The sequence below is a fragment of the Providencia sp. UF-183 genome, assembly GCF_058246155.1.
On record NZ_JBSICD010000024.1, the window covers coordinates 25,109 to 39,701 of the forward strand.

At 43.2% G+C, this 14,593-nt stretch carries 11 protein-coding genes; 2 read left to right on the plus strand and 9 right to left on the minus strand.

Features of this window, described 5'->3' with window-relative positions; all coding sequences use genetic code 11:
• Positions 1-39 precede the first annotated feature (39 nt).
• From bamA to rpsB, 9 genes are all read right to left on the minus strand, one after another.
• A complete protein-coding gene (gene bamA / locus AC4IFT_RS18700) occupies positions 40-2,460 on the minus strand; it encodes an outer membrane protein assembly factor BamA (RefSeq protein ID WP_490735814.1) in 2,421 nt (806 codons plus the stop codon).
• 41 nt (positions 2,461-2,501) lie between these two features.
• Positions 2,502-3,854, minus strand: a complete 1,353-nt coding sequence (rseP, locus tag AC4IFT_RS18705) for a sigma E protease regulator RseP (RefSeq protein WP_490752246.1) — start codon at positions 3,852-3,854, stop codon at positions 2,502-2,504.
• A gap of 8 nt (positions 3,855-3,862) precedes the next feature.
• On the minus strand, positions 3,863-4,723 hold the full coding sequence (cdsA, locus tag AC4IFT_RS18710; RefSeq protein WP_490735818.1) for a phosphatidate cytidylyltransferase: 861 nt from the start codon (positions 4,721-4,723) through the stop codon (positions 3,863-3,865).
• 12 nt (positions 4,724-4,735) lie between these two features.
• The gene (uppS, locus tag AC4IFT_RS18715; protein ID WP_490735820.1) at positions 4,736-5,488 is read right to left on the minus strand and encodes a polyprenyl diphosphate synthase; all 753 of its coding nucleotides are present in this window, start codon (positions 5,486-5,488) and stop codon (positions 4,736-4,738) included.
• A gap of 186 nt (positions 5,489-5,674) precedes the next feature.
• Positions 5,675-6,868, minus strand: a complete 1,194-nt coding sequence (gene ispC / locus AC4IFT_RS18720; RefSeq protein WP_490752248.1) for a 1-deoxy-D-xylulose-5-phosphate reductoisomerase — start codon at positions 6,866-6,868, stop codon at positions 5,675-5,677.
• A 146-nt stretch (positions 6,869-7,014) separates the two neighbouring features.
• On the minus strand, positions 7,015-7,572 hold the full coding sequence (gene frr / locus AC4IFT_RS18725) for a ribosome recycling factor (RefSeq protein ID WP_125890289.1): 558 nt from the start codon (positions 7,570-7,572) through the stop codon (positions 7,015-7,017).
• 108 nt (positions 7,573-7,680) lie between these two features.
• Positions 7,681-8,409, minus strand: coding sequence for a UMP kinase (gene pyrH, locus AC4IFT_RS18730; protein ID WP_206083748.1), 729 nt, complete (start codon positions 8,407-8,409; stop codon positions 7,681-7,683).
• Between the two features lie 215 nt (positions 8,410-8,624).
• Positions 8,625-9,476 carry a translation elongation factor Ts gene (gene tsf / locus AC4IFT_RS18735; protein ID WP_490735826.1) on the minus strand — a complete coding sequence of 284 codons (852 nt, stop codon included), beginning with the start codon at positions 9,474-9,476 and terminating at the stop codon, positions 8,625-8,627.
• Positions 9,477-9,619: 143 nt separating this feature from the next.
• Positions 9,620-10,345 (minus strand): 30S ribosomal protein S2, encoded by a 726-nt coding sequence (gene rpsB / locus AC4IFT_RS18740; RefSeq protein ID WP_219244390.1) that lies wholly within the window; start codon positions 10,343-10,345, stop codon positions 9,620-9,622.
• A 660-nt stretch (positions 10,346-11,005) separates the two neighbouring features.
• Here rpsB and map point away from each other — a divergent pair.
• Both map and glnD read left to right on the plus strand, forming a co-directional pair.
• Positions 11,006-11,803, plus strand: coding sequence for a type I methionyl aminopeptidase (map, locus tag AC4IFT_RS18745; RefSeq protein WP_353244420.1), 798 nt, complete (start codon positions 11,006-11,008; stop codon positions 11,801-11,803).
• 108 nt (positions 11,804-11,911) lie between these two features.
• The gene (glnD, locus tag AC4IFT_RS18750; protein WP_490752250.1) at positions 11,912-14,548 is read left to right on the plus strand and encodes a bifunctional uridylyltransferase/uridylyl-removing protein GlnD; all 2,637 of its coding nucleotides are present in this window, start codon (positions 11,912-11,914) and stop codon (positions 14,546-14,548) included.
• Positions 14,549-14,593: the final 45 nt, after the last annotated feature.

A 14,593-nucleotide genomic window follows, 5' to 3' on the forward strand; every position in this document is an offset into this window, starting at 1 on the left:
AAAATTATGGGAGCCTTCATAGATAGAAACTAGTGTAGATTACCACGTTCTACCAATATTAAATTGGAACTGTTCTGATTTATCCCCATCGTAGTCCTTAATCGGCTGCGCATAAGAGAAGACCAGTGGTCCAAGTGGGGACATCCATTGTAAAGCTACACCCGCTGAAGCACGGATATTAGACGCCTTACCGTAGTCAGGCATACCCGCACGCCAATCAGATGGAATACTGTTCCAGTTAGTGTCCCATACCGTACCCGCATCAACGAAGAGAGAGGTACGAACAGAGTTCGAATATTTCTCGTCGATAAATGGCGTAGGCGTAATTAACTCAAATGATGCTGCATACATGGCGTTACCACCGACTGCATCACTTGATGGGCTACCTGGCTCTGGACCAGCCACACCTGTCGTTTTATCACGCTTCAAATAAACCGCTTTCGGACCGATATTGTTCGAGCGGAAACCACGAATGGTGCTAGAACCACCCGCATAGAAGTTTTCATAGAATGGCATTTGTTTGCTGCCAATACCGTCACCGTAACCCGCTTGAGCACGACCCAGCACAACCCATGTTTCATCTTCATCTAATGGGTAGTACTGCGCAGTATCAAAACGCAGTTTATAGTATTCGTTATCAGAGCCTGGAACAGTCACTTTACCAGAGACGTTCGTTTTGTTACCCGACGTTGGGAAGAAACCACGGTTTAACGAGTTGTAAGTCCAACCTAAGTTAAGCGTGAAGTCATCCGCATCAAAGCTTTCTTTATTACGGCCATTCTCTGTGATTGGTGGATTTTTACCCATAGAATCAAGGTAATCCCACATCGCAGCTTGCGCACGCATATCAGACAGTTTGTTATGAACATAACCCGCACCTACGCGGAAAGAGTTATTTTCATTGAATGGGAAACTTAAGAAACTATCTAAGCCATATGTTTTGTTGTTATAGCCAGACAGGTCAGCATCTTTCGCACTAAAGTCGTTATAGAAAATACGACCACCCAAGCTCACACCATTAACGGTGAAGTAAGGGTCAGTAAAGGAGAACTCAACGTTGGTTGAATAATCATTTTTACTTGCGTTGATACCAACCGCGTTACCTGTACCTAACCAGTTATCTTGCGTAACACCAACTTGGAAGCTCACGCCACTTTCTGTACCGAAACCGATACCGAAGTTCATCGAACCTGTGTTACGTTCTTTAACTTTATAGATAACATCAACTTGGTCAGGGCTGCCCGGCACGCGCTGAGTTTCAACATCAACGGTTTCAAAGAAACCTGTACGGTTCAGACGTTCTTTTCCGAGCTCAACAAGGTCGTTCCCCAGCCATGCCCCTTCCATTTGACGCATTTCGCGACGTAAGACGGTATCTTTACTGGTGTCATTACCTTGGAAACGAATTTCACGAACGTAGAAACGGTTACCTGCATCAATATTCAGATGCAATTTAACGGTTTTATCTGCGTCGTTAATTTCAGGCTGAGTCATCACTCGTGGATAGGCATAACCATAACGACCAAACAGTTCTTTGATCTGGTTTTCCATTCGAGTCACTTGCGCACCGTTGTATAACTCACCCGGTGTGATTGTGATCAGCTCTTTGATTTCATTTAAATGTTCAGCCGTATTACCATTAATTTCAACGCCAGAAATTTTGTACTGGTCGCCTTCAGTAATGTTAATCGTGATATAAATGCCTTTTTTGTCTGGAGTCAGACTGACTTGGGTAGAGTCAATATTAAAGCGTGCATAACCGCGATCAAGGTAGAAACTGCGCAGCGTTTCTAAGTCACCCGCCAGTTTTTGCTTCTGATATTTTTGGTCAGCCGCAAGGTTCCACCAAGGTACATCATCACGTAATTGCAGCTTGTTAACCAATTCAGCGGTCGTGTAGTTTTTGTTACCTACAATGTTAATCTGCTGAATTTGCGCAGACACACCTTCGGAGAACACAAATTTTAAATCGACACGGTTGCGCGGTAATGGCGTTACAACGGCTTTAACTGTCGCGTTGTATTTACCCACACTGTAGTAAAAGTCTTCTAAGCCTTTTTCAATATTCGCGATTGTTGTGCGGTCAAGTGCCTCACCCACACGAATATTTGAAGCCTCCAAGTTCTGCTTGAGCATATCGTCTTTAACAGATTTATTACCTGTAAACGTGATGCTTGCGATGGTTGGCCGCTCTTTAACTTGAACGATCAGCGTGTTTCCATCACGCAGGACCCTAACATCTTCGAAGTTACCGGTTGAGAATAGGGAACGAATTGAACGACTGATATCGTCGTTATCAATTGAATCGCCCACCCTAACAGGCATGTTCAATAATGCTGCACCAACGGCGACGCGTTGTAGACCTTCGAAACGAATGTCTTTAACTACGAATCCGTCTGAACCGTATGCAGTGGCGCTGCCTAGAAGCAGCGACGCTATGAGCAACTTTTTCATCGCCATCGTTGTTATGCGTATTCCTTACTGGTCCCCGGCTTACAAAATTAGAAGCGAGAGAAATCATTAAAAAGTGCAAGTCCCATTAACAGAATCAATGCCATTGCACCTATCCGAAAACTAAAGTCTTGTACTCGCTCAGACACTGGACTTCCCTTAATTTTTTCAATTAATAAGAAGAGCAAATGCCCCCCATCTAAAACAGGCAATGGAAACAGATTGATGATACCTAAATTCACGCTAATAAGCGCAATAAACATCAAATAATATACCAAGCCTGATTCGGCGGATACCCCCGCTCCTTTCGCGATAGATATCGGACCGCTTAAGTTATTGAGTTTGACATCCCCAACAACTAATTTACCCATCATGTTGACCGTTAGCTTCATCAACTGCCACGTTTTATCACTTGCTTGGTAAAACGCAGAAAATGGCCCATATTGTTGCACCATTTTATATTCATCTGCTAACGGTAACACTGAAAGTTCCACACCCGCAAATCCAATTTTCTCACCACGCTGCCCATCTTGGCTATCTGGCGTTAAGGTCAGTGAAACACGTTGTGAAGAACGTTCAATTTCTAACTTTAACGGCGTTCCCGGATTCATACGAATGATTCGGGTCACAGGGTTCCAATACCCAAGTTCCTCACCGTTAACACTTACAATTCTATCGCCCGGAATTAACCCTGCGCGTTCACCAGCCTGACCCGCTGTGACTTTCTGAATCACCGGATCGATTCTGGCTGAAACAGGCATGATGCCAATTGACAAAATCGGGTCTTGTTTTTCAGGGTCAAATTTCCAATCAGTTAAATCAACTGTTTTGGTAATGGGCTCACTATACCCTTCTGGCACCACTTCAGCGGTTAACTCGCGATCGCCAATTTTAGCCACTAATGCTAAACGCGCTGAATTCCAATCAGGTGTTTCGATACCATCAATGGATTTTAGTTCCATTTTAGGTTCAAAATTTGCAGCCGCGGCAATCGAATCTGGTTTTATATCCGCAATAATTGGCTTCACTGATGGAACGCCAATCATAAAGACTATCCAGTAGACAACAATAGCCAGTAAAAAGTTCGCAATTGGACCCGCGCTAATAATTGCGGCACGCTGCCCCACGGTTTTATTATTAAACGCTTCATGCCGGCGTTCAGGTGAAACCTCACCAACACGTTCATCCAGCATTTTGACATAACCGCCCAGTGGAATTAGTGCGAGGACAAACTCAGTACCGTGTTTGTCTACTTTGCGCCACAGCGTTTTACCAAAACCAATTGAGAAACGCTCAACATAAACACCACAGCGGCGTGCAACCCAATAATGACCAAATTCGTGTACGGTAATCAGCACACCAATTGCAATAATAAATGCCGCTAAGCTCCAAATAAATCCCATTTATCTTCCTACAGACCAAAGCCGTTAAAAATTAACAAATTCAGCCCAGCAAATACTGGAATTGCCGCAGTTAGGCTATCAATACGGTCAAGAATACCACCATGACCAGGGATTAAATGACTACTGTCTTTAATGCCAGATTGGCGCTTAAACATACTTTCAGTTAAATCACCAAACACAGATACTACAACAACAATAATTGAAGTCACTAGCAAATAATCTGGCATAACAGGGATTGGTGCGTATGCACTAAATACCCAAGAAATAATCCCAGCAGTGATTAGACCACCCACGAGGCCTTCCCACGTTTTACCCGGCGACACTTTCGGTGCCATTTTATTACGGCCGATTGTACGCCCAAAGGCATAAGCACCAGAGTCAGCTCCCCACACCAGTAACATGACATACAGCAACCACCATGCACCAATAGCGGTATCATTCTGGTAGCCCACAGTACGCAGTGCCATCATTCCGCAGTAGAAAGGGATTATAGTTAATACGCCAAATAATAAGCGAATAATAACAGATTTACCCCACGATGCAGACGCAGGGTAAGTCACAACGAGCACAATAGCGACAATCCACCAAACTAGCCCTGCCCATAACCCATAAAGAATTATTGGCGAATTGGATAATGATGTGATGTCAGGAATCGAAAATTGCATTGCCAGCAAGATTACTGCAAAAACAATGGCTAAGCCAACACGCTTAACCTGTGAGTGCCACCCTGCAAATTGAGCCCATTCCCAAGCACCGAGAGCAGAAACAGCAACCACTACTAAACCAAAATTCGCTGGAGAAAGTAAAAACAACGCCGCAATAACAATTGGTATTAATACTATCGCAGTAAGCAAACGATATTTCAGCACATCTATCCCCTATTATTTGACAAGTTCGTCATCTGATTCAGCCCCACCATAACGACGCTCGCGCTTACTAAATGCATCAACCGCATCCTGAAACACCATTTCATCAAAATCTGGCCACAAAACGTTGGTGAAATAAAATTCCGCATAAGCGACTTGCCATAATAGGAAGTTGCTAATTCGATGTTCTCCCCCTGTTCTGATGACTAAGTCGACACACTCTTGGTCATGCATACAGATTGAGTTATTAATGGAGTCTTCATTGATATCATCAATGGAAAGCTCACCACTTTGTACTTTCGCAAAGACTTGCTTCACGCTATTAGCGATATCCCAGCGCCCACCATAGTTCGCCGCAATATTGAGTTTTAAGCCTGTATTGTTTTGCGTTAATGCCTCTGCTTTATCAATGCGTTTTCTCAGGCGCTCGCTAAAACGGTCAATATCCCCTATCACTTTTAATTTAACATTGTTCTTGTGTAGGTTTTTGACTTCATTATCGAGTGCAAAAACGAATAATTCCATCAAAGAACTCACTTCTTTTTCAGGACGTCTCCAGTTTTCACTACTAAATGCATAAAGCGTGAGCGAACTAATTTTATTTTTTACCGCAAAACGCACAGAATTACGTACAGATTCAACACCTGCCTTATGGCCTGTTATTCTGAGTTTTCCTCTCTGCTTTGCCCATCGCCCATTACCATCCATAATGATAGCGACATGCTTCGGCATCATCGATTCAGAGAGATTTTCACCACTAGAGTTCATTAAATGTTAATCCTTGTGAGTACCGCTTTGAGAATTCCACTCAATAATAACCACTATTATTAAGTTTGCTGATAAGACACATCCTTAATTCTCTGCTAAATACTAGGTTATCTTTCTTTTTTTAAACGCATCACATATTAAAGATAAATTATGGTTATCAGCAACTAAATAAATCACATACCAAGCTTAAACTGTCTGAGCGATTATTTTTGCCGCATCGCGGCGCGCACATTCGTCGATTTCTAAGACCTCTTCAATAGAAACAGGTTCAGAAAAAACTTGGCTTTCTAATATTTTGTGATTAATTTTCGCGATATCAGTAAAGCGAATTTTTCCTTCAAGGAACGCCGCAACCGTCATTTCATTTGCCCCATTCAGCGCCGTTGTTGCTGCTTGACCTTGATGGCAAGCATCAATCGCCAGTTTCAAACAAGGGTAACGCTGGTAATCTGGTTGCACAAATGTTAATGATGAAAGGCTAGCAAAATCAAGCGGTTTTGCACCTGACATAATACGCTGCGGGTAAGCCATGCTATATGAAATCGGCGTGCGCATATCGGGCGTACCAAGCTGTGCGATGACACTGCCATCGCGGTATCTTACCATCGAGTGGATCACCGATTGAGGGTGAATAATCACTTCCATTTGGTCAGCATTGGCATTGAAGAAATAGCAAGCTTCAATATATTCTAGCCCTTTATTCATCATTGTCGCTGAATCAACAGAGATTTTACGCCCCATCGACCAATTTGGGTGATTGCACGCTTCATCTGGAGTGACATTATCAAAGTGCGATAATGGCGTTTCTCTGAACGGGCCACCTGAGCCTGTTAAAACAATACTGGAAATACCTGAAGCAGTTAGATCGGCAAAACCTAAATTGAGCTGAATAATTTCAGGCAAACTTTGGAAAATTGCATTATGTTCACTATCAATTGGAAATACTGATGCATTATGCTGACGAATCTCATTAAAGAATAAACGGCCACTGGTAATCAAAGACTCTTTATTCGCTAATAATATTCTTTTGCCTTTGCGGATCGCTGCCAAGGTAGGTAATAGCCCAGCGACACCCGTAATTGCTGACATTACTTGGTCTGCATCATCAAGGCCTGCAAGGTCAATCGCGGCTTGTTTACCAGATAACACTTCTGTTTTGTTATTATTTTCAGACAAAATCGCCCGTAATGCCTTCGCCGATGACTCATCCGCCATGGCGGCATATTTCGGATTAAACTCAAGGCATTGCTTTGCCATTTCAGCAATGTTTTTACCTGCCACGAGGGCAAGAACTTGGAATTTTTCAGGATTTTGACGAACAACAGAAAGTGTATTAGTACCAATTGAACCTGTTGAACCCAGGACTGTCAGACGTTTCATAGTGATCGGATGCTCTGTATTAATTCAATACTGAGATTATATCAGCTTAGTGATAAGAAAGGATTTTTTAATGGGTACAAAAATAATAAAGCCACGCTAACGCACACTTTTTGAGTATGCATTGGTGGCTTTACCATTATGATGGATTAAAACTCCATCAACTCTGCTTCTTTTTGCGCTAATGATTCATCAACTTTCTTGATGTAGTTATCAGTCAGCTTTTGAATGTCATCTTGTGAACGACGCTCATCATCTTCACTGATTTCTTTGTCTTTTAGCAGTGCTTTAACTTTATCGTTAGCGTCACGGCGTACGTTACGAACAGCGATACGACCTTGTTCAGCTTCACCACGAACCACTTTAATTAAGTCTTTACGACGCTCTTCCGTTAACGGAGGAAGTGGAACACGGATAACGGTGCCCGCAGAAGAGGGGTTCAGACCTAAATCAGACGCCATGATCGCTTTTTCAATCGCAGGTGACATGCTACGGTCAAAAACAGAAATAGCTAATGTACGTGAATCTTCAACCGTCACGTTAGCCAACTGGCGCAGAGGTGTCGCTGAGCCATAATATTCAACAGTAATACCATCTAATAGGCTTGGAGATGCGCGGCCTGTACGAACTTTACTGATTTGGTTTTTGAATGCTTCAAGGCTCTTTTCCATACGGTCTTGAGCATCTTTTTGGATTTCGTTAATCACGTTTTCAACCCTTAAGAACTGATTATTAAAGGCCGCAATGCGACCTCGCTTAAATTGTCTGAATTTATCTTAGATAATACATTTAAACTCAGGCTGTGTCTCTGAGTATTAGTTGTGAGAAATCAGAGTACCTTCGTTTTCGCCCATGACAACACGGCGTAATGCACCCGGTTTATTCATATTGAAAACACGGATTGGTAAGTTATGGTCACGGGCTAATGTGAAGGCTGCTAAGTCCATCACTTTTAACTCACGCTCCAAAACTTCTTGATAATTCAGGTTTTCATACAATACCGCATCTGGGTCTTTTGCTGGATCAGCGGAATAGACGCCATCTACTTTTGTGGCTTTTAACACGACATCTGCTTCAATTTCAATACCGCGTAAACACGCCGCAGAGTCTGTTGTAAAGAATGGATTACCTGTTCCCGCAGAAAAAATAACAACACGGCCGTGACGTAATAAGCTAATGGCTTCCGCCCAGCTGTAATTATCACAGACGCCGTTTAATGGAATTGCAGACATCAGTCGTGCATTCACATAAGCACGGTGCAAAGCATCGCGCATCGCGAGTCCATTCATCACCGTGGCTAGCATACCCATGTGGTCACCGACAACACGGTTCATACCAGCTTGTGCCAAACCAGCACCACGAAACAGGTTACCACCGCCAATAACCACACCGACCTGTATACCCAGTTCTATGAGTTCTTTGATTTCCTGAGCCATACGATCTAAAACGCTAGCATCGATACCAAAACCTTCTGCGCCTTGTAAGGCTTCGCCACTTAATTTAAGCAGAATACGCTGATAAACGGGTTTTGCATTGGTAGCCATGGTGTTCTGTCCTAACAGATTATTTATTGGGGTAACATACGCAGAACACGCAGGTTCTACATACCTAAATTTGAATAGAGTTTTACAGCTTGATTACCCACGATATTTTTCAAGTCAAAAGGTAACGTTGTGGTCTCTCATGCCCGTTAACTGATGTTTGCTACTCGAAAGAAACGTGAATAAAACAGAGCCGCCAATTGGCGGCCCTTAGTTGATTACTTGCTCATCGCAGCAACTTCTGCTGCAAAGTCAGTTTCAACTTTCTCGATACCTTCACCTACTTCGAAACGAAGGAAACCAGAAACAGTAGCACCTTTCTCTTTCAGTAAGTCACCAACAGATTTGCTTGGGTCCATTACGAAAGGCTGGCCAGTCAGAGAGATTTCGCCAGTGAATTTGTTCATGCGACCGATAACCATTTTTTCAGCGATTTCGCGTGGTTTACCAGATTGCATTGCGATGTCTAACTGAATTTGGTGCTCGTGAGCAACAACATCAGCTGGAACGTTGTCTGGAGTCACATATTCAGGTTTGCTTGCAGCGATGTGCATAGCGATGTGTTTCAGTAATTCTTCGTCTGCGCCTTCTGCAGCAACTAAAACACCAATACGAGCACCGTGCAGGTAGCTACCTACTTGTGCGCCTTCCAGAATAGCAACGCGACGAATATTGATATTTTCACCAATTTTCGCAACTAAATTTGTACGAGCTTCTTCGAATTTTGCTTTCAGCGCATCGATGTCAGCATTTTTGTCAGCAACAACAGAAGCTAAAACTTCTTTACCGAATGCTAAGAAACCTGCGTCTTTAGCAACGAAGTCAGTTTCACAGTTCAGCTCAACCAGAGCACCTGTTTTACCACCGTTGAAAACTTCAGTCAGGATAACACCTTCAGCTGCAACACGGCCTGCTTTTTTAGCCGCTTTTGCTTGACCTGATTTACGCATGTTATCAATCGCTAATTCGATGTCGCCGTTAGCTTCAACAAGTGCTTTTTTACATTCCATCATACCTGCGCCAGTACGTTCGCGCAGTTCTTTTACCAATGCAGCGGTAATTCCAGACATGTGATTTATTCCTCGATATTCCCCGTGGGAGTCTTCCCCACGTGGATAGTTCTGATTCATATATAAAAGGGGCCTAAATCAGGCCCCTTCTAACATATAGCAGTACCTGTATAGCAATACCTGTTAATAAGGATAAAACCTTATTATTCAGCTTCTACTAAGCTTTCTTCTGCTTGAACAGCCAGATCTTGCGAACGACCTTCACGAACGGTGCTTGCTACAGCGCCCAGATACAGTTTGATTGCACGGATTGCATCGTCGTTACCAGGGATAATGAAATCAATACCATCTGGATCAGAGTTAGTATCAACGATAGCAAATACTGGGATACCCAGGTTGTTTGCTTCTTTGATAGCAATGTGTTCGTGGTCTGCATCGATAACGAACAGAGCGTCAGGTAAACCGCCCATATCTTTGATACCGCCTAAGCTGTTTTCTAACTTAACCAGTTCACGAGTACGCATCAGCGCTTCTTTCTTGGTCAGTTTGTCAAAAGTACCGTCTTGTGATTGAACTTCTAAATCTTTCAGACGTTTGATTGACTGACGAACAGTTTTCCAGTTAGTCAACATTCCGCCTAACCAACGGTGGTTAACGAAATATTGGTCACAGCTGTTAGCAGCTTCTTGAACGGCTTCGCTTGCAGCACGCTTAGTACCAACAAACAGAATTTTGCCTTTACGAGAAGCAATTTTAGTCAACTCAGCCAGAGCTTCGTTGAACATTGGAACAGTCTTTTCCAGGTTGATGATATGAACTTTGTTACGCGCGCCGAAAATGAAAGGTTTCATTTTTGGGTTCCAGTAACGAGTCTGGTGACCAAAGTGAACGCCCGCTTGTAACATATCGCGCATGGAAACAGTTGCCATTTAATACCTCTGTATTTAAGTAATTGGGGTTATGCCTCCACGAATCCCATACTACCGACTCTAAAGCTGCGTCTAAACGCATAAGAGCACCCCGGCGTACGTGTCGATTCGTGTGTGTTATACACAATTGAGTTTAAGTTTCGCAAATCCAATTTCCTTTTCAGGAAACCTCATTTTGCTGCCATAAATTGACATTTCAATGAAGATGAGAAGAAATAATATGGATTGCCGGCGCGCTTTATACCATAAAACCAACTTAGAAGCCAACTTTTGTTGATTTTTTCGCTCACAAAAGTGACAAAAAAACAGATTTTATGGGTCGCATATCGCCTATCTGATACAGGATTTGCATCCCATTAATTATAGACCTTTTTTGATAAGATGAAAAAGCCCTATTTTTATGATGGGCATTCATCCACTTAGCGCCAATTTTTTGCAATTTGTGCGGTGAAAAGCTCAAAATGAACAAGGCTCTCTCCTCTGTTCTTCTATCCTAATAGCAACTTCAACTCTCGAACCTTTCGATAGCAGGTTGGCAGAAAATGCGGTGGCTGTTACCATAAGTGTCATTAATGCTAAAAAATGGTCTCAAAAACCCATTTTCAACCTCTCATTTTTTAACATGTCATCAATCATTGCTGGCATGAATGGACTGAACTCATGGCTATTATTATCAAAACTGAAGAAGATATTCAGAAAATGCGCGTTGCTGGCCGCTTAGCAGCCGAAGTATTAGAAATGATCGCACCGCATGTGGTACCGGGTGTGAGCACGGGTGAACTTGACAGACTTTGCCATCAACACATTGTTGACGCACAACAAGCTATCCCGGCTTGCCTGAACTACCATGGTTTCCCAAAATCCGTTTGTATTTCCGTCAATGATGTTATCTGCCACGGTATTCCAAGTGATGACAAAATTCTAAAGGACGGTGACATCGTCAATATCGATGTGACGGTGATTAAAGAAGGCTTCCACGGCGATACATCCATGATGTTTATCGTTGGAAAACCGACAATTCAAGGCGAACGCCTGTGCCAAGTCACTCAAGAAAGCCTGTATTTAGCGATCCGTATGGTTAAGCCAGGTATTCGCCTGCGTACTATCGGTAAAGCTATTCAAGAATTTGTTGAAAAACAAAGTTTTTCAGTGGTTCGTGAGTATTGCGGACACGGCATTGGTGAAGGTTTCCATGAAGAGCCACAAGTGTTGCACTATGATGCCGATGACAGCGGTGTTGTTCTGCAAAAAGGTATGGCGTTTACCATCGAACCGATGGTCAACACTGGCGACCACCGTATTCGTACCATGAAAGATGGTTGGACGGTGAAAACCAAAGACCGCGGCTGGTCTGCGCAATATGAGCACACATTAGTGGTTACAGATAACGGCTGTGAAATTCTCACTCTGCGTAAAGAAGAAGAACCTTTTATTTCTGCCGTTTTAGTCAACGAATAAATTTCCCCAAGAACCCTCAATTAAGGGGGTTCTTTCTCTGTTCATCTTTCACAAAAAACCGTAAGCTGGTTGTAGTTTCTTTATGGCTATCAATACGGAAAGATAAAGATGACGGCATCCTCTGCAACGTATCTCGCTCCAAACCACTTCACTGCCCACGACCTTGACCTCGCTGCTTTAAGGCAACATGTTGATGATTTTGACAGTTGGCTTGAGGACAGCTTTAATCAAGGTAAAGATGTGGTTGATTTGATTCACATTCGCAGTGACTACCTTGATGCATTGCTGACAAGGTTGTGGCAGGCTTTCGAATTCGATAAACAGACGAATATGTCCCTTGTTGCTGTCGGGGGTTATGGGCGACATGAGCTCCACCCGCTTTCTGATATTGATATTTTAATTCTAAGTAAACACCCCGTTTCCGAGGATATCGCTGCAAAAATCGGCCAATTTATCACGTTACTGTGGGATTTACGTTTTGATATTGGGCACAGCGTTCGCTCTCTTGCTGAATGTATCGAAGCTGGCAATGCTGATTTAACAACAGCAACTAATTTAATTGAGTCACGGCTTATTTGCGGTGATATAACCCTTTTCTTGTCACTACAAAAAACCATTTTTAGTGACGATTTTTGGCCGTCAGCGACCTTTTTTGCCGCAAAAATTGCTGAACAGCAAGAGCGCCACCAGCGCTATCACAGTACCAGTTATAATTTAGAGCCAGACATTAAAAGCAGCCCTGGGGGTCTACGGGATATTCATACCCTACTTTGGGTAGGAAGGCGCCATTTTGGTGCGACAACCGTCGATGAAATGGTCGATTTTGGTTTTTTAACTGAAGAAGAGCGCCAAGAGCTGAAAGAATGCCTCACTTTCTTATGGAAAATTCGTTTTGCGCTCCACTTGGTGGTGAAACGCCACGATAACCGTTTACTGTTCGACCGCCAATTTAGCGTCGCGCGTTTATTAGGCTACGAGGGTGAGAAAAACCAACCCGTAGAGCGCATGATGAAAGACTTTTATCGTGTAACTCGCCGCGTGAGAGAGCTGAATCAAATGCTATTGCAGTTATTTGATGAAGCCATTTTAACCCTTAAACCCAATGAAAAACCGCGCGCAATTGATTCACAGTTTCAATTGCGCGGCACACTAATTGATGTAATTGATGAAAACCTGTTTATCAACCAGCCCGCCGCTATCTTAAAAATGTTCTACCAAATGGCGCGCTACCCAAACATCACAGGTATCTATTCCACAACATTGCGCTTACTGCGCTTTGCACGGCGAAACTTGAGCGTGCCGCTATGTGAAATTCCTGAAGCACGCAAGTTATTCCTAAAAATTCTGCGCCACCCGCGAGCAATTAAAGGCGCATTTGTCCCCATGCACCTGCACAGTGTACTGAGTGCCTATACGCCGCTTTGGAGCAACATTGTTGGGCAAATGCAGTTTGACTTATTCCACGCCTATACCGTTGACGAACATACCATCCGTGTCTTACAAAAAATCGACAGTTTTACACTTGAAGAGAATCGCCGAGAACACCCTTTGTGTGTCAGCGTTTACCCTAAACTGCTGCAACCTGAAATTTTACGCCTTGCAGCTATCTTCCATGATATCGCCAAAGGCCGTTCAGGAGATCACTCAGACTTAGGCGCTGATTTTGTGTATGACTTTGCGCTACAGCATGATTTATCAACAAAAGAAGCTGACCTTGCTGCATGGCTTGTCAAAAACCACTTATTGATGTCGGTTACCGCACAACGCCGAGACATTCAAGACCCTGATGTTATCAAGCAGTTTGCGAGTGAGGTGAAATCGGTTTCTCGACTTAACTATTTGATGTGCTTAACCGTTGCTGACATTTGCGCCACCAATAGCACCTTGTGGAATAGTTGGAAGCAGAGCTTAATTCGTGAGCTATTTTTGTCAACAGAACACCAACTCAACCAAGGTATGCAAAGCACGCCAGATTTACGAGAGCGCATTCGTCATCACCGAAATCAAGCGTTATCTCTGCTTCGCCCTCTTGCTATTGATGAAGAGAAACTGCAAAAACTGTGGTCACGCTGTCACGCAGACTATTTTTTACGCCACACCCCATCACAACTCGCTTGGCATGCAAAAAACCTGTTAAATCATGACCTAACTAAACCATTAGTGTTAATCAGCACACAACCAAAACACGGTGGAACAGAAATTTTTATTTGGTGCCATGATAAATCGCATTTATTTGCCGCAGTGGCCAGTGAGCTCGATCGCCGCAACTTAAGTATTCACAGCGCTCAAATATTCACCAACAAAGACAACATGGCGATGGATACATTTGTAGTACTCGAACCAAATGGCTCGCCACTCGCAAAAGACCGCTATGACCACATTCGGAAAATGTTGTTACTCGCGGTACAGCAACCTGAAATTTCCCTACCGAAACAACGTACATTACCCGCAAAGCTACGTCATTTTACCGTTCCCACTAAGGTCAATTTCTTGCACTCCACCAATGAGCGCCGTACCTATATGGAATTATTCGCATTAGATCAACCGGGTTTACTGGCACGAATTGGCCATGTTTTTGCACAGCTAGATATTTCTTTATACGGCGCGAGGATCACCACAATTGGCGAAAAAGTTGAGGATTTCTTTGTGTTAGCAGATAAAGAACACAAAGCGCTCGATAAAAATATGCAGCAAGAGTTATCAGAAAGGTTGACAGAAGCCCTAAAATCGAAGGATAAAATATAACGTTCATCACATTTTTCTGGTGAACGCTCACTTTTATGTTATTCA